This window comes from Rhodococcus sp. NPDC004095 (assembly GCF_053604015.1).
The window spans coordinates 283,648-310,316 of the sequence record NZ_JBSGGS010000010.1; the positions used below are offsets into that span (position 1 = coordinate 283,648).

General features: G+C 69.6%; 22 protein-coding genes. 8 read left to right on the forward strand and 14 right to left on the reverse strand.

Annotation, left to right across the window (positions count from 1 at the left end; all coding sequences use genetic code 11):
* The first annotated feature begins 17 nt into the window (after window positions 1–17).
* The 4 genes from ACWEPG_RS20875 (at window position 18) to ACWEPG_RS20890 (ending at window position 6,700) form a co-directional block, all read left to right on the forward strand.
* Entirely contained in the window at window positions 18–1,580 is a 1,563-nt protein-coding gene (locus ACWEPG_RS20875) for an alpha/beta hydrolase (RefSeq protein ID WP_450112815.1), read from the forward strand.
* A gap of 52 nt (window positions 1,581–1,632) precedes the next feature.
* A complete protein-coding gene (gene glnA / locus ACWEPG_RS20880) occupies window positions 1,633–2,973 on the forward strand; it encodes a type I glutamate--ammonia ligase (RefSeq protein WP_450112816.1) in 1,341 nt (446 codons plus the stop codon).
* A gap of 7 nt (window positions 2,974–2,980) precedes the next feature.
* The gene (locus ACWEPG_RS20885; RefSeq protein WP_450112817.1) at window positions 2,981–5,995 is read left to right on the forward strand and encodes a bifunctional [glutamine synthetase] adenylyltransferase/[glutamine synthetase]-adenylyl-L-tyrosine phosphorylase; all 3,015 of its coding nucleotides are present in this window, start codon (window positions 2,981–2,983) and stop codon (window positions 5,993–5,995) included.
* Between the two features lie 168 nt (window positions 5,996–6,163).
* Window positions 6,164–6,700, forward strand: a complete 537-nt coding sequence (locus ACWEPG_RS20890; protein ID WP_450112818.1) for a C40 family peptidase — start codon at window positions 6,164–6,166, stop codon at window positions 6,698–6,700.
* 68 nt (window positions 6,701–6,768) lie between these two features.
* On the opposite strand, the gene ACWEPG_RS20895 is transcribed toward ACWEPG_RS20890, so the two are convergent.
* Window positions 6,769–7,449: a GntR family transcriptional regulator gene (locus ACWEPG_RS20895; RefSeq protein ID WP_450112819.1), complete on the reverse strand. Its 681-nt coding sequence runs from the start codon at window positions 7,447–7,449 to the stop codon at window positions 6,769–6,771.
* A 127-nt stretch (window positions 7,450–7,576) separates the two neighbouring features.
* Here ACWEPG_RS20895 and ACWEPG_RS20900 point away from each other — a divergent pair, with 127 nt between their 5' ends.
* From ACWEPG_RS20900 to ACWEPG_RS20910, 3 genes are all read left to right on the forward strand, one after another.
* Window positions 7,577–8,467, forward strand: coding sequence for a sulfurtransferase (locus tag ACWEPG_RS20900; RefSeq protein ID WP_450112820.1), 891 nt, complete (start codon window positions 7,577–7,579; stop codon window positions 8,465–8,467).
* Between the two features lie 63 nt (window positions 8,468–8,530).
* Window positions 8,531–9,379 (forward strand): hydroxyethylthiazole kinase, encoded by an 849-nt coding sequence (gene thiM / locus ACWEPG_RS20905; protein ID WP_450112821.1) that lies wholly within the window; start codon window positions 8,531–8,533, stop codon window positions 9,377–9,379.
* Entirely contained in the window at window positions 9,376–10,482 is a 1,107-nt protein-coding gene (locus ACWEPG_RS20910) for an LLM class flavin-dependent oxidoreductase (protein ID WP_450112822.1), read from the forward strand. Before thiM ends, ACWEPG_RS20910 begins: the two co-directional genes overlap by 4 nt.
* A gap of 27 nt (window positions 10,483–10,509) precedes the next feature.
* On the opposite strand, the gene ACWEPG_RS20915 is transcribed toward ACWEPG_RS20910, so the two are convergent.
* The 8 genes from ACWEPG_RS20915 to glnA (ACWEPG_RS20950) all read right to left on the reverse strand — a co-directional run bounded on the left by ACWEPG_RS20915 (window position 10,510) and on the right by glnA (ACWEPG_RS20950) (window position 20,870).
* Window positions 10,510–11,484 (reverse strand): glycine betaine ABC transporter substrate-binding protein, encoded by a 975-nt coding sequence (locus ACWEPG_RS20915; RefSeq protein WP_450112823.1) that lies wholly within the window; start codon window positions 11,482–11,484, stop codon window positions 10,510–10,512.
* Between the two features lie 18 nt (window positions 11,485–11,502).
* Window positions 11,503–12,252 carry an ABC transporter permease gene (locus ACWEPG_RS20920; protein ID WP_450112824.1) on the reverse strand — a complete coding sequence of 250 codons (750 nt, stop codon included), beginning with the start codon at window positions 12,250–12,252 and terminating at the stop codon, window positions 11,503–11,505.
* Window positions 12,249–13,541: an ATP-binding cassette domain-containing protein gene (locus ACWEPG_RS20925; RefSeq protein ID WP_452595180.1), complete on the reverse strand. Its 1,293-nt coding sequence runs from the start codon at window positions 13,539–13,541 to the stop codon at window positions 12,249–12,251. The genes ACWEPG_RS20920 and ACWEPG_RS20925 overlap by 4 nt, the downstream gene beginning before the upstream one ends.
* Complete coding sequence (locus ACWEPG_RS20930) at window positions 13,538–14,191, reverse strand: ABC transporter permease (protein ID WP_450112864.1); 654 nt, start codon at window positions 14,189–14,191, stop codon at window positions 13,538–13,540. Before ACWEPG_RS20930 ends, ACWEPG_RS20925 begins: the two co-directional genes overlap by 4 nt.
* Window positions 14,192–14,372: 181 nt before the next feature.
* Window positions 14,373–16,499, reverse strand: a complete 2,127-nt coding sequence (locus ACWEPG_RS20935; RefSeq protein ID WP_450112826.1) for an oxidoreductase — start codon at window positions 16,497–16,499, stop codon at window positions 14,373–14,375.
* A gap of 92 nt (window positions 16,500–16,591) precedes the next feature.
* Window positions 16,592–17,413: a class I SAM-dependent methyltransferase gene (locus tag ACWEPG_RS20940; RefSeq protein WP_452595181.1), complete on the reverse strand. Its 822-nt coding sequence runs from the start codon at window positions 17,411–17,413 to the stop codon at window positions 16,592–16,594.
* Between the two features lie 98 nt (window positions 17,414–17,511).
* A complete protein-coding gene (locus tag ACWEPG_RS20945) occupies window positions 17,512–19,119 on the reverse strand; it encodes an AMP-binding protein (protein ID WP_450112828.1) in 1,608 nt (535 codons plus the stop codon).
* A gap of 314 nt (window positions 19,120–19,433) precedes the next feature.
* On the reverse strand, window positions 19,434–20,870 hold the full coding sequence (gene glnA, locus ACWEPG_RS20950) for a type I glutamate--ammonia ligase (RefSeq protein WP_450112829.1): 1,437 nt from the start codon (window positions 20,868–20,870) through the stop codon (window positions 19,434–19,436).
* A gap of 189 nt (window positions 20,871–21,059) precedes the next feature.
* On the opposite strand from glnA (ACWEPG_RS20950), the gene ACWEPG_RS20955 reads away from it, so the two are divergent.
* A complete protein-coding gene (locus ACWEPG_RS20955) occupies window positions 21,060–21,533 on the forward strand; it encodes an RDD family protein (protein ID WP_450112830.1) in 474 nt (157 codons plus the stop codon).
* A gap of 178 nt (window positions 21,534–21,711) precedes the next feature.
* On the opposite strand, the gene ACWEPG_RS20960 is transcribed toward ACWEPG_RS20955, so the two are convergent.
* The 5 genes from ACWEPG_RS20960 to sucB all read right to left on the reverse strand — a co-directional run.
* Window positions 21,712–22,467, reverse strand: a complete 756-nt coding sequence (locus ACWEPG_RS20960) for a DUF4191 domain-containing protein (protein ID WP_450112831.1) — start codon at window positions 22,465–22,467, stop codon at window positions 21,712–21,714.
* Between the two features lie 86 nt (window positions 22,468–22,553).
* On the reverse strand, window positions 22,554–23,585 hold the full coding sequence (gene lipA / locus ACWEPG_RS20965; protein WP_450135208.1) for a lipoyl synthase: 1,032 nt from the start codon (window positions 23,583–23,585) through the stop codon (window positions 22,554–22,556).
* Between the two features lie 43 nt (window positions 23,586–23,628).
* The gene (gene lipB, locus ACWEPG_RS20970) at window positions 23,629–24,393 is read right to left on the reverse strand and encodes a lipoyl(octanoyl) transferase LipB (protein ID WP_450112832.1); all 765 of its coding nucleotides are present in this window, start codon (window positions 24,391–24,393) and stop codon (window positions 23,629–23,631) included.
* Window positions 24,394–24,442: 49 nt separating this feature from the next.
* Complete coding sequence (locus ACWEPG_RS20975; RefSeq protein ID WP_452595182.1) at window positions 24,443–25,333, reverse strand: TIGR01777 family oxidoreductase; 891 nt, start codon at window positions 25,331–25,333, stop codon at window positions 24,443–24,445.
* A 141-nt stretch (window positions 25,334–25,474) separates the two neighbouring features.
* Window positions 25,475–26,669: 2-oxoglutarate dehydrogenase, E2 component, dihydrolipoamide succinyltransferase (gene sucB / locus ACWEPG_RS20980; RefSeq protein ID WP_452595183.1), on the reverse strand; the 1,195-nt coding region annotated here is incomplete at its 5' end.

Below are 26,669 nucleotides of genomic sequence, written 5' to 3' on the forward strand. Positions count from 1 at the left end.
GTGGCACCATCGAGGCCATGCGTATGAGGACTCCCGCGGCGCTGGTCGCGGGTATTGCGGTGGCCGCACTCGTCGCCGGCTGCGCCGGGGGCGGGACCGAGACCGGGACGCCGACTCCTGTCGAGTCGGCGGCTCCGACGTCGGGCGCGGGCGTGGTCCCGGTCGGGCTCGAGCGGTTCTACACCCAGGACGTGCACTGGGAGTCCTGCACCGACTACGAGACGGACGGTCCGCTCGCGAGCGGCCTCGAGTGCGCCCGTGTCACGGTGCCGGTGGACTACGACAACCCGACCGGCGACACCGCGCAGGTCGCGATCTCGCGTAGCGCCGCAACCGGGGACCGGATCGGCTCGCTGCTGGTCAACCCGGGCGGGCCCGGGGCGTCGGGACTGTCGATGGCGACCGCAGCGGACGGCACCGACCTCGCCGAGCGGTTCGACGTGATCGGGTTCGACCCGCGCGGGATCGGGGCGTCCACCCCACAGATCCGCTGCCTGACCGACGCCGAGTTCGACGCCGACCGCGCCGATCCGCGGGTGGACATGAGTCCCGAGGGGATTGCGCACTCCGAGTCGGTGAACGCCGACTACGCCGCCAAGTGCGCGCAGCGCACCGGAACCGAGTTCCTCGCCCACGTCGGTACCCGTGAGGTGGTCCGCGACATGGACGTCATCCGGTCGGTGCTCGGCGACGAACAGTTGAACTTCCTGGGCTACTCGTACGGCACCCGGTTGGGTTCGACCTACGCGGAGACCTTCCCCGGCAACGTGCGGGCCATGGTGCTCGACGGTGCGGTCGACCCGCAGCAGGATCCGGTCGAGGAAACGGTGTTGCAGGCGGCCGGGTTCCAGCGGGCGTTCGAGGACTTCGCCGCCGACTGCGCGACGAAGGCGAACTGCCCGCTCGGCTCGGACCCGGGACAGGCGGTGCCGCGGTTCCGGGCGCTGGTGGACCCGCTGATCACCCGGCCGGCCGAGACGACGGACCCGCGCGGGCTGGGGTATCAGGACGCGATCACCGGTGTGCAGCAGGCGCTGTACTCGCCGCAGTTGTGGGGTGCGCTGCGCAGCGGCCTGTCCGCGCTGGAACAGGGGCGCGGGGACTCGCTGCTGCTACTCGCCGATCAGTACCAGGGCCGCAGTGACGGTGGCAGCTACAGCAACATCAACGACGCGTTCAACGCGGTCCGCTGCGTCGACGATCCCGCGGTCACCGACCGCGCGGTGGCGGCGGCCGGTGACGACGCCTACCGGCGGGCGGCGCCGTTCCTCGACGACGGTCGCGGCACCGGGAACGCCCCCCTCGACGCGTGTGCCTTCTGGCCGGTGCCGTCGACCTCCACGCCGCACGCCGTCGACGCGGCGGGACTGCCGCAGGTCGTGGTCGTGTCCACCACGGAGGACCCGGCGACGCCCTACCAGGCGGGTGTGGACCTGGCCAAGCAGCTCGGCGCGGCGCTGATCACCTACCGCGGCACCCAGCACACGGTGGCGTTGAACGGGGTCTCCTGTGTGGACGATCCGGTGGTCGCGTACCTGATCGACCTGGCCGCTCCCGGCGCCGACCTCACGTGTTCGTAACCACTCCTGCGATGTAACACAGATTTAACGCGCGATGCCTACTCTCGCGTGCATGGATCGCCAAAAGGAATTCGTGCTCCGCACTCTCGAAGAGCGCGACATTCGTTTCGTCCGACTGTGGTTCACCGACGTGCTCGGCTACCTCAAGTCCGTGGCGATCGCCCCGGCCGAGCTCGAGGGTGCCTTCAGTGAGGGCATCGGCTTCGACGGTTCGGCCATCGAGGGCTTCTCCCGCGTCTCGGAGGCCGACACCGTCGCCAAGCCGGACCCGTCGACGTTCCAGGTGCTGCCGTGGGAACACAAGGACGGGCGGCAGCACTCGGCCCGGATGTTCTGCGACATCGCGATGCCGGACGGGACGCCCTCGTGGGCGGATCCGCGGCACGTGCTGCGCAGGCAGCTGAGCAAGGCCGGCGACCTCGGGTTCAGCTGCTACGTCCACCCGGAGATCGAGTTCTTCCTGCTCGAGAACGGTCCGATGGACGGCACCCGGCCCGTCCCCGCCGACAGCGGCGGCTACTTCGACCAGGCCGTGCACGACTCGGCGCCGAACTTCCGCAGGCACGCCATCGACGCGCTCGAGCAGATGGGCATCTCCGTCGAGTTCAGCCACCACGAGACCGCGCCGGGTCAGCAGGAGATCGACCTGCGCTACGCGGACGCGCTGTCGATGGCGGACAACGTGATGACCTTCCGCTACGTCGTCAAGGAGGTCGCGCGGAACGAGGGCGTGCGCGCCAGCTTCATGCCGAAGCCGTTCGCCGAGCACGCGGGCTCCGCGATGCACACGCACATGAGCCTGTTCGAGGGCGAGAACAACGCCTTCCACAACCCCGACGACCCGAACCAGCTGTCGGAGACCGGCAAGGCGTTCATCGCCGGCATTCTCGAGCACGCCAACGAGATCAGCGCCGTCACCAACCAGTGGGTGAACTCCTACAAGCGGCTCGTGCACGGCGGCGAGGCGCCGACCGCCGCGTCGTGGGGGCCGTCGAACCGGTCCGCGCTGGTGCGGGTGCCGATGTACACGCCGAACAAGGCGTCGTCGCGGCGTGTCGAGATCCGCAGCCCCGACTCCGCCTGCAACCCGTACCTGACGTTCGCGGTGCTGCTCGCGGCCGGTCTGCGCGGCATCGAGAAGGGCTACGAGCTGCCGCCGGAGGCCGAGGACGACGTGTGGTCGCTGACCGCGGCCGAGCGCCGTGCGATGGGCTACAAGGAACTGCCCGGCAGCCTCGGGGAAGCTCTCGCGGAGATGGAGCGTTCGGAACTCGTCGCGGAGACACTGGGCGAGCACGTGTTCGACTTCTTCCTGCGCAACAAGCGGCGGGAGTGGGAGGACTACCGCAGCCAGGTGACGCCGTTCGAGCTGCAGAGCTACCTGGGGCTGTAATCCGACGATGGTCAAGCCACCCACGGCCCGGTCCACGATCCCCGGCGTCGGTCGACTCGGTCTCGTCGAGGCCACCGCGCCCGGCGAACTGGCGGCACTGGACTGGGTGAACACCGACAGCGTCGAACTGCTGTGGTCGCTCTCGCGTGCGGCGAACGCGGACCTGGCGCTGCGCACCCTGGTCCGGATGCGCGAGGGCCTCGGTGAGGGCTGGGCCGAACTCGACGCCGCCCTGCGCGCCGACACCGGCCTGCGGGGCCGGCTGTTCGGGGTGATCGGCGCGTCGAGTGCGCTCGGCGACCATCTGGCCTCGGACCCCGAGAAGTGGCGGCTGCTGCGCGGGGACGTGTTGCTGCCGACCCACAAGGAACTGACCGACGAACTGCTAGCCGCGGTCCAGGCCGTCCCCGACGCGTCCGCGTCCGAGACCAACCTGGTGTATCGCGCCGGAATCACCGGACCGGACGCCGTCCTTGCGCTCCGCAGGACGTATCGCGACCAGCTGATGGTGCTCGCGGCGATGGACCTGGCGGCGGTCGTCGAGAACGAGCCGGTGCTGCCGTACCAGGCGGTCGGGCGCCAGCTGTCGGACATGGCGGACGCCGCCCTCACCGCGGCCCTTGCGGTCGCCGTCGCGACCATCTTCCCGGACGGCCCGTGCCCGTCCCGGCTCGCGGTCATTGCGATGGGCAAGTGCGGTGCGCGCGAACTGAACTACGTCAGCGACGTCGATGTCGTGTTCGTCGCCGAGCCGGCCGACTCCACGACCAGCCGGCTGGCCGGAGAGCTGATGCGGATCGGCACCTCCGCGTTCTTCGAGGTCGACGCCGCGCTGCGCCCGGAGGGCAAACGCGGTGAGCTGGTCCGCACCCTGGACTCGCACATCGCCTACTACAAGCGCTGGGCCAAGACGTGGGAGTTCCAGGCGCTGCTCAAGGCTCGCCCGGCCACCGGTGACCTCGAGCTCGGCCAGCGCTACTTCGACGCGCTGAACCCGATGGTGTGGACTGCCGCCGAACGTGAGGACTTCGTCCCCGAGGTGCAGGCGATGCGCCGGCGGGTGGAGGAGATGGTCCCGCCCGAGCTGCGCGAGCGGGAGATCAAGCTCGGCCGCGGCAGCCTGCGCGACGTCGAGTTCGCGGTGCAGCTGCTGCAGTTGGTGCACGGCCGGGCGGACGAGTCGCTGCGGGTGCAGAGCACCATCGACGCGCTGACCGCCCTCGCCGGCGGCGGCTACATCGGCCGTGACGACGCCGCCAACCTCACCGCCTCCTACGAGTTCCTGCGGCTGATCGAGCACCGGCTGCAGCTGCAGAAGCTCAAGCGCACGCACACCCTGCCGCCGGCCGAGGACGAAGAGGCGTTGCGCTGGCTGGCGCGGGCGGCGCACATGCGTCCCGACGGACGTCTCGACTCGCTCGGAGTGCTGAACGCGGAGGTCAAGCGCAACGCGCACCGCATCCGGCGCCTGCACGTCAAGCTGTTCTACCGCCCGCTGCTCGAATCCGTTGCGCGCCTGGACAAGGAGGCGCTGGTGCTCAGCCCGGATGCCGCCGTCCGTCAGCTCGCCGCACTCGGATACGTGGCGCCGGAGAACGCCCTCGGACACCTCAAGGCGCTCACCTCCGGCGCGTCGCGCAAGGGCCGGATCCAGGCCCTGCTGCTGCCGACGCTCCTCGAATGGCTCAGCGACACACCGGATCCCGATGCCGGGCTGCTCGCGTACCGGCGGTTGTCGGACGCGATGGTCGACGCCGACTGGTATCTGCGGGTGCTGCGTGACGAGGGCGCGGTCGCACAGCGGCTGATGATCGTGCTCGGCTCGTCGGCCTACATCCCGGACCTGTTGATCAAGGCGCCGGACGTGCTGCGGCTCTTCGCCGACGGCCCGACGGGGCCCCGGCTGCTCGACGCCGCGCCCGAAGAGGTGGCGCGCGGGATCCTCGCTTCGTCCGCGCGGTACGACGATCCGGTCCGCGCGGTCAATGCGGCCCGGTCGTTGCGCCGGCACGAACTGGCCCGGGTGGCGTCCGCGGACGTGCTCGGCATGCTCGACGTCCAGCAGGTGTGCCACGCGCTGTCGTCGGTGTGGGTTGCGGTGCTCGGTGCCGCACTCGACGCGGTGATCCGCGCGAGCGAGGCGGAGCTGGGGGAGCCGGCGCCCGCGTCGCTCGCGGTGATCGGCATGGGCCGGCTCGGCGGCGGCGAACTGGGTTACGGCTCGGACGCCGACGTGCTCTTCGTCTGCGAGCCGCGGATCGGCATCGACGAGACGCGGGCCGTCAAGTGGGCGAACCTGGTCGCCGACCGGGTCCGCCAACTGCTCGGGGCCCCGAGCACCGATCCGCCGCTCGAGGTCGACACCGGTCTGCGTCCGGAAGGCCGGAACGGTCCGGTCGTGCGCACGCTCGCGTCGTACCAGGCGTACTACCGGCAGTGGGCGCAGGCATGGGAGATCCAGGCGCTGCTCCGGGCTCACGCGGTCACCGGCGACGAGGACCTGGGGCTGCGGTTCCTGCACATGATCGACGAGTTCCGCTACCCGGAGGGCGGCGTCTCGGAGACCGCGGTGCGCGAGATCCGGCGGATCAAGGCCCGGGTCGACTCCGAACGGCTGCCGCGCGGCGCCGACCCGGCGACGCACACCAAGCTCGGGCGCGGCGGGCTCGCCGACATCGAGTGGACGGTGCAGCTGATCCAGCTCCGCCACGCGCACGAGGTTTCCTCGTTGCACAACACCTCGACCCTCGAGACCCTCGACGCGATCGGGGCGGCGGAACTGCTCGCCGAGACCGATGTCGAGTTGCTGCGCGAGTCGTGGCTGACCGCCACGCAGGCCCGCAACGCGCTGGTGCTGGTACGTGGAAAGCCCACCGATCAGCTGCCCGGGCCCGGGCGTGTGCTCTCCGCGGTCGCGCAGGTCGCCGGATTCGACGGCGGTGACGCCAACGAGTTCCTCGACAACTATCTGCGGGTGACCCGGCGGGCGAAAGCCGTGGTGGAACGGGTTTTCGGGGCCTGACATTCCGCGTTGTCGACGGCGTACGACGCTACGCGGCGACTCCGTGTTTTCCGCTTTACGGGTATACGCATAGGTATTTCCACGGTCGTCCGACTTTCGGGCCCCCTGGATTCTTCGTTGGCAGAGCCGGCACCGTGTCGGCGGGAGAATCCCGGAGGACCAGCGAAGATGTCGAAGCACCGCATGCCAAGCACCCGGCGAACCTCACGATCCGTTCGTGGCCTGGTTGTGGCCGCCGCGATCGCCGGTGGGGTGCTGGCGCTGCCGGCCGTCCCGGCCGCCGCACAGCCGATCACGATCCCCGGAGTGGGAACCGTCGAGATCCCCGGCCCCGGTTCGGCGCCCCTCCCGGCGCCGATGGCGACCAACGGTCAGCGTGCGCTCGACGCCGCGCTGTCCAAGCTGGGATCCCCCTACGTGTGGGGCGCGACCGGCCCGAATGCCTTCGACTGCTCGGGCCTGGTGCAGTGGGCGTACCGGCAGGCCGGCGTCTCCGTGCCGCGCACCACGTACGACCAGGTGAACGGCGGCAGCCCGGTCGGGCGCGGAAACCTGCAGCCCGGTGACGTGGTGCTGTTCAACGGCGCCGAGCACGTCGGCCTGTACGCCGGCGGCGGCATGGTCGTGCACGCCCCGACCACCGGTCAGCCGGTGAAGAAGGCGCCGCTGGACTCGATGCCGTTCTACGCCGCTCGCCGGTACTGAGGCGGCTGCGCCGCTCGTGCGCGGTTTGCGGGTCCCCACACCCGCAAACCGCGCACGAGCGCGTAGCGCTACTCGCCGGCGAAGAGGCGGATGCGCTGCTCGCGGCTGCGCTCGAGGTGGGTGCGCATGTGCTCGCGGGCGGCGCGCTCGTCGCGGGCGCGCAGCGCGTCGAGGATCAGGTCGTGCTCGGAATTGAGCAGATCCGGCTCGCCGTAGTTCGACGGCGGGCCGCTGTCGTAGATCCGCAGTTGGGTGGTCAGGCGGACGAGCAGCGTCATGATCGTCGTGTTGTGCGCGGCCTGCCACAGCGCCTCGTGGAAGCGGAAGTTGCCGGTGCGGACCGCTGCGTCGTCGTCGGCGTCGCAGCACGACCGGTGCAGCCGTTCGAGCCGGGCCATGTCGAGGTCGGTGTGCCGGATCGCGGCGGCTCCCGCGGCCTCGGATTCGAGAGCGACGCGGGCGGCGTAGATCTCGATCACGTCCTCGGGTGTGCCGGACCGGACCCGGAACCCGCGCGCCGCTCGTTCCAGGAGCCCGTCGTGGGCGAGCCAGTTCAGTGCTTCGCGGATGGGGGTGCGCGAGGCGCCGTACGTCTCGCTGAGCTGCGTCTCGTGCAGCGGCGCGCCCTGCGGGAACTTGCCGTCGAGGATGTCCGCGCGCAGCCGTAGGTACTGCTTCGAGGTCTGATCCGACCGGCCCGCCGCACCGGTGAGCATCAGGGTGCCCAGGTCGTCGTCCTCGCGCGTCATCGTGTCCTCCCTCGTTTTCGGTCGCGGTCCGCGGCCGCCGCGATGATTATGCCAGGGAAGACATTCGAATACTTGCGTATACGCTTGTCCTCATTTAGGTTCGGTTCGTTCGAACTTTCAGGAAGGCGTGAGCGTGCACAACCCACCGTTGATCGGGGTCGACGAGCTGTCCGACGCGATCGGTCGCGGCGACACTCCCGTCGTCCTGGACGTCACCGTCCTCCTCGCCCCCCCGCGCTTCGACGGCGACTACCGGCCGGAGTCCGGCGGAGCGCTCTGGCGTGATGCCCACGTTCCCGGCTCGCGGCACGTCGATCTCCTCAGCGCGTTCTCGGACACCGCCAATACCCTGCACTTCAGTCGGCCCCCGGTCCGACAGCTCGCGGACGAGCTTGCGGCACTGGGTATCTCGGCGGGTATCGATGTCGTGGTCTACGACCAGGGCTCGATGACCTGGGCCTCGCGGGTGTGGTGGCTGCTGCGCAGTGTCGGTGTCGAGGCACGCGTCCTCGATGGGGGTCTGGCCCGGTGGACGGAACTCGGCCTGCCGGTCGAGACCGGCGACGCGGCGCCGTCGACCGCGGTCGCCACCGATCCCGGGCTGCACTACCGGCCGCTCTGGGTGGACCGTGCCGACGTGTCCGCGATCGTAGAGGGCGACGCGCCCGGCACCCTGGTGTGCGCGCTGGCCCCCGCGCAATTCTCGGGTGCCGAGCAGACCCGGTACAGCCGGCGCGGGCACCTCCCCGGCAGCCGCAACCTGTCCGCGAAGAGCCTGCTCGACGACGATGGACTCGTTCGCGGCGTCGACGAGGTGCGGGCGCTCGCCGAGGACGCCCTCGCAGGCGCCGAGCGGCCGGTCGTCCTCTACTGCGGTGGCGGCGTGTCGGCGTGCCTGACCGCGCTCGGTCTCGTCCTCGCCGGCCACGACGACCTGCAGGTGTACGACGGGTCGATCGAAGAGTGGTCCGCTGACCCGGCACTGCCGATGGTCACGACCGCAGGTGGTGACGAATGAAGCGATGTCACCGGCGCCGATAGTCCCGAACCCTCGAAACCCTCTCTGCCACAGGAATTCTCCATGACCACTGCCCTGACCTCCGACGACCTCGGTCGCGCCCTCGACGCCCTCCGCGCCGGGGTCCCGCTCGTCCACTCCCTGACCAACGTCGTGTCGGCGAACTTCCTGACCAACGTGCTGCTCGCGGCCGGCGCCAGCAACGCGCACATCGACAACGCCCACGAGGCCGGTGACTTCGCGCGGATCGCGGGAGGTGTGCTGGTCAACCTCGGCACCCCCGACGACGGCACCGCAGCGGCATTCACCGCGGCCGCGGAGGCCGCGCACGACGCGGGCACCCCCTGGGTGCTCGACCCCGTCGGCGTCGGCGGCCTCGCGTGGCGCAGCGGCCTCGCCGTGGACCTGCTGAAGTACCGGCCCACCGCGATCCGGGGCAACGCGTCCGAGATCATCGCGCTGGCCGGGCTCGGCGGCGACACCCGCGGCGTGGACAGCTCCGACGACCCGGCCGCCGCCGTGCCCGCGGCCCTCGCCCTGCTCGACCACGCCGAGGTTGTCTCGGCCTCCGGACCCGTCGACCACCTGGTGGGACGGGCCGCCGACGGCAGTGTCGTCGGGGTCCGGATCGGCGGCGGCAGCGCGATGCTGCCGCGCGTCACCTCCACCGGCTGCTCGCTCGGCGGTCTCGTCGCCGCGTACCTCGCGGTGGCACCGACCCCGCTGATCGGGCTCGCCGCCGCGCACGCGCACGTCGCGGTCGCGTCGGAGATCGCCGAGGCGAACTCGTCCGGCCCGGGATCGTTCGCCGTCGCCTACCTCGACGCGCTGTACACCGTCGACGCCACGACGCTCGCCGATCGCGCCCGGGTCGAGACCTTCGACGCGACCGAGAAGGCCGGGAACCTGTGAGCATCAAGACCTTCTGGTACCTGACCCAGGCCGACGGCGACTTCCCGTGGAGCCCGGGCGGGCTGTACCCCGTCGACGGGCAGCGGCAGATCGAACTCGCCAAGACCATCGACGAGGGCGGCTTCGACGGTGCCCTCGTGGCGACCTGGTCGAACGATCCGTTCCTGTCGGCGACGTGGGCGGCCTCGCACACCTCGCGGATGAAGTTCCTGGTCGCGGTGTACGCCAACATGACTCCCGCCCGGCTGCTCGCCGAGAAGGCCCTGACCTTCGACGCGTTCAGCGGTGGCCGGCTGATGATCAACTCCGTCAACGGCCGCGACAACATCCTCACCAAGTACGACATGAACGTCGAGCACGACCGGCGGTACGAACTGGGGGAGCAGTACTGGGCCGACTTCCGGCGCTACTACCGCGAGGGCACCGAGTCCAACTTCCCGAACACCCCGCTGCGCGTCGACTCGGCCGAGGGGCACACGGTTCCGCTGTGGGGCACCGGTGATTCGCCTGCGGGACTGGCGAACTCGGGCAAGGTCCTCGACGCCTACCTGGCGATGCTGCGGGAGACGGCGTTCATCGAGGAGAAGTTCGCCGGTGCGCGGGCGGCGGCCGCAGCGGCCGGTCGCGAGTTCAGCGACTTCGGTGCGCTGTCCGGCGTGATCGTGCGCCCCACCCGGGACGAGGCCATGGACCGCTTCCGGTCGCTGTTCGAGAAGGCCGGCATCGACCAGATCACCGACGTCCTCGACAAGGCGGTCCGCAGGCGGACCGGCGGCGCGCAGGATCTCAAGACGTTCACCGCCCGCGACGCCCAGCGGCAGGGCTGGGTGAACACCATCGTCTCCGGGAAGATCCCGGAACCGGAGGACCTGTACCTCGGTGACGGCCTGTACGCCGGCATCACCGCCTGGTCCCCGCTGGACATCTTCGCGACCGGCTCGTCCGCCGTCTACTACGTGGGCGATCCCGACGAGATCACGGGGCACGTGCGGACCCTGCGCGACCGCACCGGCCTGACGTCGCTCATCCTCGCCGGCTGGCCGCTGATCGACGAGGCGAAGCAGGTCGCCGAGCACCTGATCCCGCGCTTCCGCGCGCTGTAGGCGGCTCCGTCACTGTGCACGACGTGCCTAGGGAATGGTGACGAAGCCCTTGTCTGCCAGCCAGTTCCGGGCGACGTCGGCGGGCTCGCGGCCGTCGACGTCGACCTGGCGGTTGAGTTCGCTGATCTCCTCGTTGGTCAGCGCCGCGGAGATCGGGGCCATCACCTCGGCGATCTCGGGGTGCTCGCGGGCGAACTCCTCCCGCATCGTGATCGCCGGGTTGTACTTCGGGAAGAACGACCGGTCGTCCTCGAGCAGAACCAGATCGAGGGCGACGATCCGGCCGTCCGTGGTGAACACCTCGCCGAACTTGCACTGCGTGCCGTCCGCGGTCGCCTGGTAGATGATGCCGGTCTGCAGCAGGCGCTTGTCCGCCTTGGTGGGATCGAACCCGTACGCGGCGGCCATGCCCGGGTAGCCGTCCTGCCGCACGTTGAACTCGGTCTCCACGCACGTGGTCGCGGCCGCCGGGTCGCGTTCCACCAGCGCCGCGTAGTCCGAGAGGGTGCGCACCCCGGTCGCGTCCGCGGTGGCCCGGTTGGTGGCCAGGGCATAGGTGTTGTTCATCGGTGCGGGATCGGTCCACACCATGCCGTTGCGTTCGAGGTCCTCGTCCCGGACCGCCTCGAACTGCGCGGTCGGGTCGGGGATCGGCTGCTCGTGACCGAGATAGTTGATCCAGCCGGTGCCGGTGTACTCGTAGGTGACGTCGATCTGCCCGGCGAGCTGCGCGTCCCGGGTGCTGTTCGACCCCTGGATGTTCGTCAGGTCGCGCACGTCCGCCCCGGCTGCGGACAGGGCGAACTCGATGATGTAGCCGAGGATGATCTGCTCGGTGAAGTCCTTGGATCCCACGGTCACCGGGACGCTCTCGAGTTCCTCGACCGGGGTGATGCTGCCCGGCCCGACCTCCAGTGGCACGGCGCCGCCGGACTCGAGACCGCACGCCGACAGGGTGGCCACCACCGCGGCCACCGCGACCATCGCGCGCAGGGTTCTCATGACAGGGCAGCTTTCATGTCAACGCAACCCCTTCGGGCCGAGGTACACCTCGGCGAGCGCACCGAGCCAATCGACGAACAGTGCCAGCGCGACGGCGAGCACCGCGCCGACCACCAGGGTGACGTTGTCGCGCAACTTGTAGCCGGTGTCGATGAGGATCCCGAGCCCCCCGGCGCTGACCAGGAAGCACAGTGTCGCGGTGCCGACCGCGAGCACCAGCGACGTCCGCAGTCCGGCGAGGATGTAGGGCACCGCCATCGGGAACTCCACCCGGCGCAGCACCGTCACCGCGGACATGCCCTGGCCGCGGCCCGCGTCGATCAGCGCGGGGTCGACCTCCTGGTAGCCGAGGATCGTGTTGCGCAGCACCGGAAGCAGCGAGTAGAAGGCGATCGGCAGCACCCCGATCCAGAACCCGGTGGTGCGGGTGGCGAGGTAGAACAGCACCAGTAGACCGATCGCGGGCGCCGCAGCCCCGACGTTCGCGATGCCGACGAAGAAGGGCGCCACCCGGTTCCAGCCGGGACGGGTGAGCAGGGTGCCCAACGGCACCGCGAGCACCAGCACGATCGCGACGACCGCGACCGTGATCAGCACGTGCTCCCACGTCAGGTTCGCGATGTTCGAGATGCTGATGCTGGCCTGCTGGGTGGCGGTGAGCTCCCGGTTGAACGCCCAGAACAGCACTCCCGCAACCAGTATCAGCACCAGCACCGGCTGGACCAGCAGCCGGGCCCGTTCCGATCGGCCCTCGGCGACGGTGCTCACGGCGTCGCCTCCTCCGCGGGGACCGCCTGCGCCCCGGGGACGGCAGGCCGGGATCCGCCGTGCCGGCCCGTCGGCTCGATCCAGCTGGCGTCCGTGTGCTCGTCGTCGTGGTCGCCCGCGTGCTCCTCGCGCAGTTCGCGCAGGGCCGCGACGAGGATGTCGATGGTGATCAGGCCCGCGTACTCGCCCCGCCGGCCGGTGACGACCGTCGACGCGCTCGACTCCGCCAGCAGCGCCTCGAGCGCGTCCTGCAGCGTCGACTGCACCGAGACGAGCTCGCCGACCGGATCACCCACTCCGCGGAGCGACGTCGCGTGCGCCAGATGCGGGGGCGAGACCCACCGCAGCGGCCGGTTCCGGTGGTCGAGGACCAGTCCCCACCGGCGCTTGCGGGCCAGCAGCGCGTCCCGGAACTCCTCGACGGATCCGTCCTCGTGGACGGTGGGACAGTGCAGCAGCCGAACGTCCCGCACCCGGGTCAACGTCAACTGCTTGAGGGAGGCGTCGCCGCCGACGAATCCGGCGACCGTCTCGTCCGCCGGATTGGCCAGGATCGCCTCCGGGGTGTCGTACTGCAGGATGCGGGACTGGTTGCCCAGCACCGCGATCCGGTCACCGAGCTTGACGGCCTCGTTGAAGTCGTGGGTGACGAACACGATCGTCTTCCCGAGTTCGGACTGCAGACGCAGCAACTCGTCCTGCAGCAGGCCGCGGGTGATCGGATCGACCGCGCCGAACGGCTCGTCCATCAGCAGCACCGGGGGATCGGCGGCCAGCGCCCGGGCCACCCCGACGCGTTGCTGCTGACCGCCGGACAGTTGCCGCGGGTAGCGGTTCCGGTACGTGTCGGGGTCGAGGCCGACCAGGTCGAGCATCTCGTCGACGCGGGCCGCGATGCGCTTGCGGTCCCACCCGACCAGGCCGGGCACGGTCGCGATGTTCTTGCCGACGGTGACGTGGGGGAACAGGCCCGCCTGCTGGATGGAGTACCCGATTCCCCGCCGCAGCTTGTCCGCGTCGATGGACAGCGCGTCCCGGCCGCCGATGGTGATGGTGCCCGACGTCGGTTCGATGAGCCGGTTGATCATCCGCATCGTGGTGGTCTTGCCGCAGCCGGACGGGCCGACGAACACCACGGTCTCGCCGGCGGGGATCGTCATCGAGACACCAGCGACGGCGGGCGTGGGCGCGTTCGGGTACCGCTTGACGACCTCGTCCAGGACGATCTCGACACCGTGGGCCCCGGCGCCTGCGCCGCCGTGATTGTCGTGCTGGTCGGCGGCGCTCATCGGATTCCCTTCGACGTGGTCAGCTTGCCGATCACGACGTAGATGCCGTCGAGGATCAGCGCGAGGATGACGATGAGCACGGTGCCGGTCAGCGCCTGCGGGACGGCGTTCGGGCTGCCGACGCGGGAGAGGCCGGAGAAGATGAGGTTGCCCAGCCCAGGGCCCTTCGCGTAGGCGGCGATCGCGAGGATGCCCATCAGCATCTGGGTGCTCACGCGCATGCCGGTCAGGATCGACGGCCAGGCCAGCGGCAGTTCGATCCGGCCGAGGATTCGCAACCGGCTCATCCCGACTCCGCGAGCCGCGTCGCTGACCGCCGGGTCGACCGACGCCAGGCCGATGATGGTGTTCCGGATGATCGGCAGCAGTGCGTACAGGACCAGGGCCGTCACGGTCGGGCGCACCCCGAGCCCCATGATCGGGATCAGCAGGCCCAACAGCGCGAACGAGGGAACCGTCAGGATGGTGCTGGCCAACCCGGTCGCGACGGTGGAGCCGAATGGACTGCGGTAGACGGCGATGCCGATCCCGACGGCGAGGATCGTCGCGAGGATCACCGACTGGACGACGGCGCTGACGTGCAGGAACGAGTCGGTGACCAGTTGCTGGCGACGGACGCTGACGAATTCCCACCAGGTCTGCAGATCCACCGCGCGCTCACCTCCCACTGTTCCGTTGGTCACAGATCACCTTGCTCCCGGGAGAGTGCCCGTGCAACGTTCGGGGAATCGTGGCGTGTCCCGTTGGGGTGGATCGTCCGGAAACGGGTCGAGGCCCGTCCACCCCGGGAAGGGGCGGACGGGCCTCGGTGACCGAGCCGCGTGGTGTGACTCAGATTTCGGTGGCGACCTTCCACGCGGAGTGCATCGCACCCTCGATGTAGTCGACGGAGCCTGCGTCGCCGACCACGCGGACGTTCACACCGGACGCGCCGAGGGCATCGGCCAGCGGAGCTGCGGCCGACACCCCGGTGGCCACCACGACCAGCGACGCCGGCACGGTGAGGGTCTCGCCGCCGGCGGTGAACTCGACGGTCTTGCGGGTGATGCGCTTGACCGTCGCCTTGCGGTAGATGTTCACGCCCACCTCACGCGAGTGCTTGACGGCGGTCCAGCGCCGCGGCATCGCCATCGGCACACCGAGCTGCTGGCCCTCTTCGATCAGGGTGACGCGGCTGCCCCGCTCGGCGAGGAACTCGGCGAGCTCGAGGCCGACCAGCGAGCCGCCGATCACGACGACGTTGCGGGTCATCGGAAGGAACTTGAGGAATCGGCGGCTCAGGTCACGAATCCTGCCCGGGCTCTTGGTGATTCCGGTCAGCCCTGCCAACTTGCCCAGTGCACGGAAGAGCGCGGACTGGTCGGAGACGTCACCCGATCCGCTCATCAGTGCGCGCATCGTGTCGCCGGTCTGCACGTGCGGCAGATTGCCGCCGGGTACGTTCGGGCGTTCGCGCACCGCGCCGGTCGCGACGACGACCTCGTCCGGGTTGAGGGCACGCACCGACGCGGCGGTGGCCGTGGTGTTCAGCCGCACCTCGACGCCGAGCCGTGTCACCTCGCTCGTCAGCCAGTTCAGCAGCCGTTCGTTGTCTGGGGTGGTCAGCGTGGAGAACCACAGCGTGCCGCCGACGCGGTCGGACTTCTCCAGGATCGTGACGCGGTGGCCCCGCTCGGCGGCGACGCGCGCGGACTCGAGTCCGCCCGGGCCGGAGCCGACCACGACGACGTGCTTGCGAGCCTTGACCGCGGGGAACGGCAGCAGGGCCTCGTTGCCGAGTGCGGGGTTGACCGCGCACAGCGGCGTCTCGTCCCAGAAGTTCTCCTGCACACAGACGTAGCAGTTGATGCAGGGCCGGACCTGCTCGGCCCGCCCGGCCTTGAGCTTGCCGACCAGACCGGGGTCGGCGAGCAGTTGACGGCCCATTGCGACGAAGTCGGTCTTGCCCTCGGAGATCATCTTCTCGCTGACCTCGGGGAGCATCCGGCCGACGGTGATCACGGGAATCGACACCGCGCGCTTCACGATCGCCGCATTGTCGGTGTAATAGCCGACCTTGTTGGGCAGCGGACCGTCGGTGAAGTTCGCGAAGGCGTTCAGCGCGGTGCCGGTGACGTGGATGGCGTCCGCGCCCGCCTTCTCGAACAGGGCCGCCGCGGCGGCCGCCTCGTCGGCGGTCAGGCCGTCGGACTCGCCGTACTCCTGCCCGGCCAGGCGCACGATGATCGCCAGGCCGTCACCCACCTTCTCCTTGACCGCGCTGATCACCTCGCACGCGAGCCGGGCTCGGTTCTCCAGTGACCCGCCGTACTCGTCGGTGCGCTGGTTCGAGTAGCGGCTCAGGAATCCGCCGAGGACGTAGTTGTGGGCGCAGTGGATCTCGACCGCGTCACCACCGGCGGCCAGGACGCGGCCCGCGGCCTCGGCGAACATCCGCACCAGCCAGTCGAGGTCCTCCTGGGTGGCCTCGTGGTGGGTGGCCCGCTTGCCCTCCTGGATGGCGGCCATCTTCCCGAGTTCCTCGGGGGTGCAGTCGGCCATCGCGCTCATGTCACCGGGCGGCTTCGGAATGGACGGCACCAGCTGCGGGCGGCCGTCGAGGGTGTCGATGCGAGCCACCTTGCCGTGGTGCACCATCTGCACGCACAGCTTGCTCCCGGCGGCATGGATCGCGTCGGCGAGCGCCTTCAGGCCCGGGATGAACCGGTCCTCGGACAGGCCCGGCTCCTTACGGCTGGTGCAGCCCGCCGGGTAGGCCACCGCGGCGCAGCCGGTGATGATCAGAGCGGTACCGCCCTCGGCGCGGGCAACGAAGTGATCGATGTCGCCCTGGTGGATCTCGCCGTCCTCGCAGAGGTTCATGTCCATAGCGGGCAGAACGACGCGGTTGTCCAGCGTCATCGGACCGATGGTGCCGGGAGCGAGGAGGTGCGGAAATGTCTGGATGCCGGTGGTCACGAATCGAAGCTATTGCGGAGGGTGCCGTGGATGTGGCAACTTCTCGCTGATCGGGACCGGACACCCCGCAGCCGGTGCTCGCCGGGCAGGAGTCAGGCGAGGTTCGGCAGATGCTCCACACGACGGGCGGTGTGGAGAACGGTGCCGAAATGGCGCCGCACCCGGTGGTCCGGTCGGTCCTCGATGCGTCGGCGGATCTCGCCGTGGAGACGCTCCCGCTGCCACCCCGCCATCGCGATGTGGCTCGAGAAGGTGTCCAGAAGCGCGAGGTAGCCGTCCGCGTCGTAGCCGACCTCCCAGTCGAAATGACTCACCGTGACGCCCTCGAAGAGCCCGGTCGATTCGATCTCCGCCCGATGATCGGCGAGTTCGCCGGGGCGGGGCCAGACCGTTCCGGGCGGCATTCCTTCGCCGATCTCGTCGTAGATCGGCTGCATGTCCTGGAAGAAGGGGTCGCCCTCGTCGGGCACGACGTGCAGTGCCGTCCAGAACGCAAGATGCCCGTGTGGGCGAAGGAGCCTGGCGGCCTTGGCGTATCGCATCGCGGGGTCGATCCAGTGCCACGCCGTCGCAGCGAACACGAGGTCGAAGGACGCCGAGGGCGCCGGCTCCCAGGTTTCGAAGTCGGCGCAGACCACCTCGGCGTGCGCGAACGGCGCGAGGTTCTCCCGCGCGACCGCGGCCAGGGCTGGGCCCAGTTCCACCGACGTGACGGCGAAACCGCGTCGTGCCAGTTCGACCGTCGCCTTGCCGGTTCCGCCGCCGATCTCCAGCAGGGAATCGCCCGGAGTCACCCCGGTCGCGCGGACGAGTTCGTCGAAGAGCGCAGGCGGGTACTCGGGCCGGGCCCCGTCATAGGCCCGCGCGGCGCGGTCGAACGTGCTCCGGCGGTCGGTGCGGCGAGCGGCTGGCATGCGGTCGATCATCCCGGACAGCCGTGCGGCCCAGCGACACGAGTGGCGGGCGGCACCCCTGGGCGACCGGGTGGGCGCCCAGGGGTGCCGCCACCTTCCTAGGACGATGCCATGGAAGTTGCCCAGCGGTAGTCGGCCTTGCCGGCCGGGGTCCGCTTGACTTCATCCACGAGGACCACCGAACGCGGGATCTTGTACCCGGCGAGGGACTTTCGGCAATGTTCCTGGACTTCGTCGAGCGTGAGCTCGGACGAGTCTGGATAGGTCGCGATCACCGCTGCGACCTGCTGGCCCATACGTTCGTCAGGGATCGGCACAACGAGTGCATCCGAAATCGACGGATGCGCATGCAGCGCGGCCTCGACCTCTTCGGCGAAGACCTTTTCACCACCGGTGTTGATGCATTGCGAGCCGCGCCCGAGGAAGACGATGGTGCCGTCCGCTTCGACCCTGCCCATGTCGCCGAGCACCGACATCCGGACACCGTCAGCGCGGGTCGGGAAAGTTCGAGCTGTCTTCTCCTCGTCCTTGTAGTAGCCGAGCGGGACGTTGCCGATCCGAGCGATGTAGCCGATGTCATCGGAGCCTGCGGGGATCTGCTCGAATCGCTCGTCGACGACGATCATGTTCGGCGACGGCGGCATCCGCAGGTTGCCGGCTTCGTCGATGGTGAACGCCCCGTCGTTGCCCGACTCGGAAGCGCCGAAGTTGTCGCGCAGCAGCAGGTCCGGCTTCACCGCGAGCATCCGGTCGCGGACGCTGGTCGACCAGATCGCGCCGCCGGAGGTGATCGAGAACAGCGAGCTCATGTCGACCTCGCCTTTACGGCGTTCCATCTCGTCGACGAGCGGCAGGCCCATGCCGTCGCCGACGATGAGAATCACCTGGACGCGGTCCGTCTCGATCGACTCGACGACCTTCTCCGGGTTGAAGTCCCGGCGCAGCACGACGCGCGCGCCGAGTGTGAAGAAGGTGAACAACGAGTACAGCGCGGCGCCGTGCATGAGCGGCGCCGCGATCAGGAACGCCAGGTCGGGGAACTCCTTCGCCGCGGCCGCGACCTCCGCGAGATCCTGCCGGGCGCCCTCGCCGTACGGGTTGCCGCCGGAGAGCGGCTTGCGGAAGAAATCGTCCTGACGCCACATGACGCCCTTCGGGTACCCGGTGGTACCACCGGTGTACAGCACGTACAGGTCGTCGCCGGAACGAGTCGCGAAGTCGCCGGTCGCCGGCTGGTTGCGAGTGTCGGCGAAGTCGACGAGGGCGACGCCGCGCGCTGCGGCGGCGGCCCGAAGTTCGTCGGTTGTGTCGCCGACCACGACCACGGTCCGGATCAGCGGGCAGGACTCGAGCAGACCGGCGAGGGTTACCTGATGTTCGGGAAGCTCGACGACGACGGCGGCGGAGTCGGAGTTGGTGAAGATGTACTCCAGCTCCGCGGGTGTGTACCGGTAGTTGACGTTGATCGGCACGGCGCGGAGCTTGACGAGGCCGAGGATGCTCGTGACGTGCTCAACGCTGTTCTTCAGGAACAGGGCGACGTGATCACCCGCCGAGACACCCGCCGCGGTGAGCATCGCGGCGGTCTTGTTCGCCTCCCCATCCAGCTCGGCGTAGGAGAGGTTCTCGCCCTCATAGCTCAGTGCGACACGATCGGGCACTGCGGAAGCGACCGTTTCGAAGACGTCCGCAAGGTTGAACTGCATCGGGTTTCCTTTCGCGACACCATGGCGACCGTCCCAACCTAGAACATGTTCCATCGGCGTACAGGCAAAAGGAATCACCTTGTGTTGGTGAACGGCTGTCCTTGGCTCGAGCAGTCACCCGAGGAACACCGGTGATCCACCGGTGGACGTCCACGCGCACATGTGGCCGGATGCAGACGAGTCGGCCCGCCTGGCGATCGGTTCAGTGATCGCCGGGCGGGCCGACTCGAAATCTACTGCGGACGAACCGCGGACGGAATCAGGCGCTCCAAAATGATTTGCCAGGTCAGAGCCCTGATTCCAGTGCCGACTCTTTACACGTCGTAGTAGAGCTGGAACTCGTAGGGGTGCGGCCGCAGGTTCACGGGCGCGATCTCCTGCTCACGCTTGATGGAGATCCAGGTCTCGATCAGGTCGGTGGTGAACACGCCACCCTCGGTGAGGTAGTCGTGATCCTGCTCGAGCCGGTCGATGACGGCAGACAGGCTGGTGGGGGCCTGCGGGATGTTGCGGGCCTCCTCCGGCGGGAGCTCGTAGAGGTCCTTGTCGACCGGAGCCATCGGCTCGATCTTGTTCTTGATGCCGTCCAGGCCGGCCATCATCTGCGCGGCGAAGTTCAGGTACGGGTTGCCCGAGGAGTCCGGCGCGCGGAACTCGAGGCGCTTGGCCTTCGGGTTGTTGCCCGTGATCGGGATGCGGACGGCCGCGGAGCGGTTGCGCTGGCTGTAGACCAGGTTGATCGGGGCCTCGTAGCCCGGAACCAGGCGGTGGTACGAGTTGATCGTCGGGTTGGTGAACGCGAGCAGCGACGGCGCGTGGTGCAGGATGCCGCCGATGTACCAGCGGGCCAGGTCGGACAGACCCGCGTAGCCGGCCTCGTCGTGGAACAGCGGCTTGCCGTCCTTCCACAGCGACTGGTGGACGTGCATGCCCGAGCCGTTGTCACCGAAGAGCGGCTTCGGCATGAAGGTGGCGGACTTGCCGTGCTGCCAGCAGGTGTTCTTGACGATGTACTTGAACAGCTGCAGGTCGTCGGCCGCGGCGAGGAGGGTGTTGAACTTGTAGTTGATCTCCTGCTGGCCGCCGGTGCCGACCTCGTGGTGGCCGCGCTCGAGCTCGAAGCCCGCGTTGGTCAGGTTGGTGGAGATCTCGTCACGCAGGTCGACGTAGTGGTCGTACGGGGCGACGGGGAAGTAGCCACCCTTCGCGCGGACCTTGTAGCCGAGGTTCGGGCTGCCGTCGGCGTTGCGCTCGTTGCCGGTGTTCCAGGCGCCGGAGACGGCGTCGAGCTTGTAGAACGCGCCGTTCATGTTCGACTCGTAGGAGACGTTGTCGAAGATGTAGAACTCGGCCTCGGCACCGAAGAAGGCGGTGTCGGCGATGCCGGTCGACTTCAGGTACTCCTCGGCCTTCCGGGCGACGTTGCGGGGGTCGCGGCTGTAGGACTCACGGGTGAACGGGTCGTGGACGAAGAAGTTGATGTTCAGCGTCTTGGCGGCACGGAACGGGTCGATCTGCGCGGTCGAGACGTCGGGCAGCAGCATCATGTCCGACTCGTGGATGGACTGGAAGCCGCGGACGGACGAGCCGTCGAACGCGAGGCCGTCCTCGAAGACATCCTTGTTGAACGCCGAAGCCGGGATCGAGAAGTGCTGCTGGACGCCGGGCAGGTCGCTGAATCGGATGTCGACGTACTCGACCTGCTCGTCGGCGATGTACTTGATGACCTCTTCGGCCGTGCTGAACGCCACGCTTGTGCTCCTTCAGTTGGGTCCCAGCCAGTGTTGATTGCGGCGGGTTCGTCGAGGCGACGGTATGGACTCGGTGTTGCCCAACAATCAAGTCCGTGTTTCGCCAGTGTTACACGTCGCGATTTACGACGTAGGTCACATCGTGTACGCGACCGTTGTGAGGTGCCGGGGTGCGCTTATCCTGGACACATGGCTCGTATGACTGGATCCTGGCTCTCCGGCCCGACGGCCGCACTCCCGATCGACGACGACGGTACCCCGAAGTACCGGGGAGAGCGGATCGGGCTACCCGAGAGCGGCCCGGGGTCGCTGGTCGGTTCCGGCCGCCGCCTCGCCGCGCTGATGATCGACTGGCTGATGGCCGGCGGCGTGTCGATCCTGCTCCTCGGCGGCGACGCCCTCGACAGCCGGCTGTCCAGCGTCGTGCTGATGGTGTGGTTCGTGGTCGGTGTCGTGACCGTGACGCTGTTCTCGTTCACGCCCGGCCAGTACTGCGTCGGACTGCAGGTCGCGCGCATCGACAAGCCGGTCCCGGTCGGCATCGTGCGGGCGCTGGCCCGTCAGGTGCTGCTGGTGTTCATGGTCCCGCCGCTGATCACCGACACCGACGGTCGCGGCATGCACGACCGCGCCACCGGCACCGCGCTGGTCCGGTCGCGCTAGACACTTCCGCTGGGGTGAGGCTCCGGACCCCGGGTGCGTGGTTTCGGCCCCGAACGCACAGAACGCTCACGACCACGTCGCTCGAATCGAGAGATTCGGCGAGAGGCGGTCGTGAGCGTTCTGTGCATCAGGTGAGATGACCAGGGGAGCGGCCGAAGACACGCACCTGCGCGAAGCGCTAGCGGCGGCGGATCGTGCGCTGCACGCCCTTCATCTTCGCTCCGCCGGGGACCGGGCCCTTCGGCATCGCCGGGCCGCCACGGTTGCCGAGTGCGGCGAGCCGCCCCTCGATGGAGTCCATCCGCTTGGTGTCGATGTTCTTCGGCAGCTTCATCAGGTACTTCTGCAGCTGTGAGAGCGGCACCTGGCCCTCGTCGTTGCCGACCACGATGTCGTAGATCGGGGTGTCGCCGACCAGGCGGGCGGTCTTCTTCTTCTCCTGCGCGAGAAGCGATTTGACGCGCTGCGGGGCGCCCTCGGCGACCAGGATGACGCCCGGGCGGCCGATCACGCGGTGCACCGCGTCGAGCTGGGTGGTGCCGGCGATGGTGTTGGTCACCCGCCAGCCGCCCTGCAGGTTGTCCAGCGCCCACGCCGCCGCACCGGCCTGACCGTCGGCCTTGCCGTAGACGGTCTTCTGGACGCGACGACCGAAGATAACGAACGCGGCCAGCACGCCGAGCAGGATGCCGACAGGCAGCAGGAACCACTGGAGCCCGAAGATGAGACCGACCAGGAAGAACACGACGGCGAGGCCGACGACGGCGCCGATCATCAGCGGCAGCAGCAGCTTGTCTTCCTTGCGCTGCAGATTGAACGCCTGCCACAGCTGGCTGCGCCGTTCCTTCGACGCCGCCCTGCGGGCCGCTTTCGCAGCGGCCTTCGCTTCCTTGCTTGCCTTGCCCGTTTTTCCGGACTTACTGCCGTTCGCCATACCTCACAGGATACGACCCGGGCCCGCCGCCGATCGCACCCGACCAGGGATGTCGGGTCGGGGCGGCGGGACGCCGGGTTCGGCGGTCAGGCGCGGGCGAGGCGCTCGATCAGCGAGCCCGCCTCCTGGGAGGCACTGCCCTCCTCGGCGAGGTGGGCCTGTCCGGCGGGGAGGGGACGGCCGTGATGGGCCATGGCTTGGGCGTAGAGACGGCCGGCGCGGTAGGAGGAGCGGACCAGCGGTCCGGCCATGACACCGGCGAAGCCGAGTTCGGTGGCGAACTCGGAGTGCTCGACGAATTCCTCCGGCTTGACCCAGCGTTCGACGGGGTGGTGGCGCGGCGACGGGCGCAGGTACTGGGTGATGGTGATGATGTCGCAGCCGGCCTCGTGCAGGTCCACCATGGCCTCGCGGACCTCGTCGGGGGTCTCGCCCATGCCGAGGATCAGGTTCGACTTGGTGACCAGGCCGAAGTCGCGGGCGGCGGTGATCACCGCGAGGGAACGCTCGTAGCGGAACGCGGGCCGGATGCGCTTGAAGATCCGGGGGACGGTCTCGAGGTTGTGCGCGAGGACCTCGGGGCGGGCGTCGAAGACCTCGGCGAGCAGATCGGGGTGGGCGTGGAAGTCGGGGATGAGGTTCTCGACGCCGGTGGTGGGGTTCAGTTCGTGGATCTGGCGGACGGTCTCGGCGTAGAGCCAGGCGCCCTCGTCGGGGAGGTCGTCGCGGGCGACGCCGGTGATGGTCGAGTAGCGCAGGCCCATCGACTGGACCGACTCGGCGACGCGGCGGGGTTCGTCGCGGTCGAGGGCGGCGGGCTTGCCGGTGTCGATCTGGCAGAAGTCGCACCGCCGGGTGCACTGGTCGCCGCCGATGAGGAAGGTGGCCTCGCGGTCTTCCCAGCACTCGTAGATGTTGGGGCAGCCGGCTTCCTCGCACACGGTGTGCAGGCCCTCGCTGCGAACCAGCGTCTTGAGCTCGGTGTACTCCGGGCCCATCTTCGCGCGGGTCTTGATCCAGTTGGGTTTCCGCTCGATCGGGGTCTCGGCGTTGCGGACCTCGATGCGAAGGAGCTTGCGCCCTTGTGGGGCGGCGGCCGGGGAGTTTTCGGGTGCCACAGTCACGATGCGATGCTACGCCGGTCGCTTCGGTCGCCCGCGCTCAGCCGAAGCGGTGGGTGGTGAATGCGGGTTCGGGGGTCGTCGCGTCCTCGAAAGTGACGCGTTCGATGTCGCGTTCGGTGACCGGCATCGTGCCGTCGAACGCGGCGGTGACAGCGGCGACGACGGCCGGAAGCACATCGGCGGTCGTCACCGTCGCGCCGAGTTCACCCGACAGTGACGCCACGCCGGCATCGCGGATACCGCAGGGGACGATGTCGTCGAACCGGTCGAGCGCAGCATCGCAGTTGAGCGCGAAGCCGTGCAGGGCCACCCCGCGCTGAACTCGCACGCCGATCGCGGCGATCTTGCGTTCGGGCAGCCACACACCGTCCCTCAGGCCGGCGGGCAGCCACACCCCGGACCGGCCCTCGACGCGGCCGCAGGTGAGCCCGAGATCGACGCAGACGGCGATCAGTGCCTCTTCGATGCGGCGCACGTAGTTGACCACGTCCACCGGCTCGGCGAGCTTGACGATCGGGTAGCCGACCAGCTGGCCGGGTCCGTGCCAGGTGATCTTGCCGCCGCGGTCGACGTCGATCACGGGTGTGCCGTCGGTGGGCCGGTCCTCCGGCTGGGTGCGGCGGCCCGCGGTGTACACCGAGGGATGCTCGAGCAGGAGGAGTGTGTCGCGGCCGCGGTCCTCGGCGCGCTCACCGGCAAGGCTCCGCTGCAGTTCCCACGCCTCCAGGTAGTCGACGAGTCCGAGGGGTCGGACATCGAGCGGCTCGGCGCTGAAACGGACGGAGGCGGTGGCGCTGCTCATTGTCGACACGTTACGCCTGGACGGAGGAGGAGGGCGCCCGGCACCCGCGTCAGCGCGCGAGGGCGGCGGTGAGCGCCTCGTCGATCGTGTTGTGGCGGAACGTGAATCCGGCCGACTCGAGTGCGGCGGGCAGTGCGCGCTGACCGTGCAGCACCGCCTCGTCCGCGAACTCGCCGACCGCGGCGCGCAGCGCGAACCCCGGCACCACCCAGGGGGTGGGGCGACGCAGCGCGTGGCCGAGGGCCTTCGTGAACCCGGCGTTGGTGACCGGGTTCGGGGCGGTGGCGTTCACCGGACCGGCGAGAGCACCGGACGTCAGCGCGAACCGGATCACCGCGACCTCGTCGTCGAGGGAGATCCACGACAGATACTGCCGTCCGCTGCCGAGCCGTCCGCCGAGGCCGAACCGGAACAGCGGGCGCAGGCGACCGAGCAGGCCACCGTTCGGCGAGATCACCGTGCCGGTGCGCAGCAGCACCGTCCGGGCCCCGGCGTCCCGGGCGGGCTCGGTGGCGCGTTCCCAGTCCCGGCACAAACCGGAGAGGAAACCCGCACCCGCCGGGGCATTTTCGTCCACCACGCCGTCGCCGGTGTCGCCGTAGAAGCCGACGGCGCTCGCGTTGACCAGAACCGGCACGCCCCGGTCCGCGACGGCGTGTGCGAGCACGTCCGTGGGCGCGACGCGGCTGTCGCGCAGCAGTTGCTTGTATGCGCCGGACCAGCGCTGGTCGCCGATCCCGGCGCCGCAGAGATTCACCACCGCGTCGACGCCGTCCAGTGCCCGGGAGTCGAGCACGCCCCGCTCCGGCGCCCACCGGAACTCATCGCGCCCGGCGACGGGCCGGCGCACCAGGCGCCGCACCTCGTGGCCGTCCGCGTTCAGCGCGGCAATCAGAGTCGTCCCGATCAGTCCCGACGATCCGGCGATCGTCACCTTCATCGTTGTTTCGCCTCCTGGTGTCGACGGTCGAGCGGGGGCACCGCGTCACCGGCCGTCCGCCGCTGGGGTGTCCCGCACCCGGAAACGGGCGGGGGCACCACCGAATTCGATGGTGCCCCCGCCCGCGTGGGTTTCCGCGACCTACAGGCCGAGGTCGGCCTCGAAGGCCGCTTCCTCGAGCCGCTGCTTGATCGTGGTCAGGAACCGACCGGCGTCGGCACCGTCGATCAGGCGGTGATCGTAGGTGAGCGGCAGGTAGCACATCGACCGGACACCGATGGACTCGTTGCCGTTGTCGTCGGTGACCACCATCGGGCGCTTGACGATCGCGCCGGTGCCGAGCATGGCGGCCTGCGGCGGCACCAGGATCGGGGTGTCGAACAGCGCGCCCTGGCTGCCGATGTTGGTGATCGTGAAGGTGCCACCGGCCAGCTCGTCCGGCTTCAGGCCGCCGGAGCGGGCGCGGGCCGCGATGTCGGCGATCGCGCGGGCCAGGCCGGCCAGCGACAGGTCGCCGGCGTTGTGGATCACCGGGGAGAGGAGACCCTGCTCGGTGTCGACCGCGATGCCGAGGTGCACGGCCGCGTGGTAGGTGATCTCCTTGGCGTCCTCGTTGTAGCTCGCGTTGACGTTCGGGTGCGCCCCGAGCGCCTCGACGACGGCCTTGGCGAAGAACGGCAGGAACGTCAGGTTCACGCCCTCGCGGTCGGAGAACCCGGCCTTGGCCTGCGACCGCAGTGCCGCGACCTTGGTGACGTCGACCTCGAAGGTCTGGGTCAGCTGCGCGGTGGTCTGCAGCGACTCCCGGGTCTTGACCGCCGTGATCTGGCGGATCCGGTTCACCTTCTGGGTGGTGCCGCGCAGGTGCGCGAGCTCCGGGCGGACGCCGGCCGGGGTGGTGGCGGCGGCCGGTGCAGCTGCGGCGGGTGCTGCCGGGGCTGCGGCCGGAGCCTTCTTGGCCTCGGCGGCCGCGAGGACGTCCTGCTTGCGGATGCGGCCACCGACACCGGTGCCGGTCACGGTCGCGAGGTCGACACCGTTCTCGGTGGCGAGCTTGCGGACCAGCGGGGTGACGTACGGGGTTGCATCGGCGGCCGGAGCGGCGGGCGCCGGAGCCGGGGCGGGCGCGGGAGCCGGAGCGGCAGGCGCCGGAGCCGGGGCGGGCGCGGGAGCCGGAGCAGCAGGCGCCGGAGCCGCGGGCTCGACGACCGTGCGTTCGCGTTCGCGTCGCCGTTCCCGCAGTTCGGCGCGCACGAAGTAGGCCAACCCGAGCGGCGCTCGTATGTCCGTCCGGGTCGGATCGTCACCTGACGCCCTGGCGTCACACCGCAGCGAG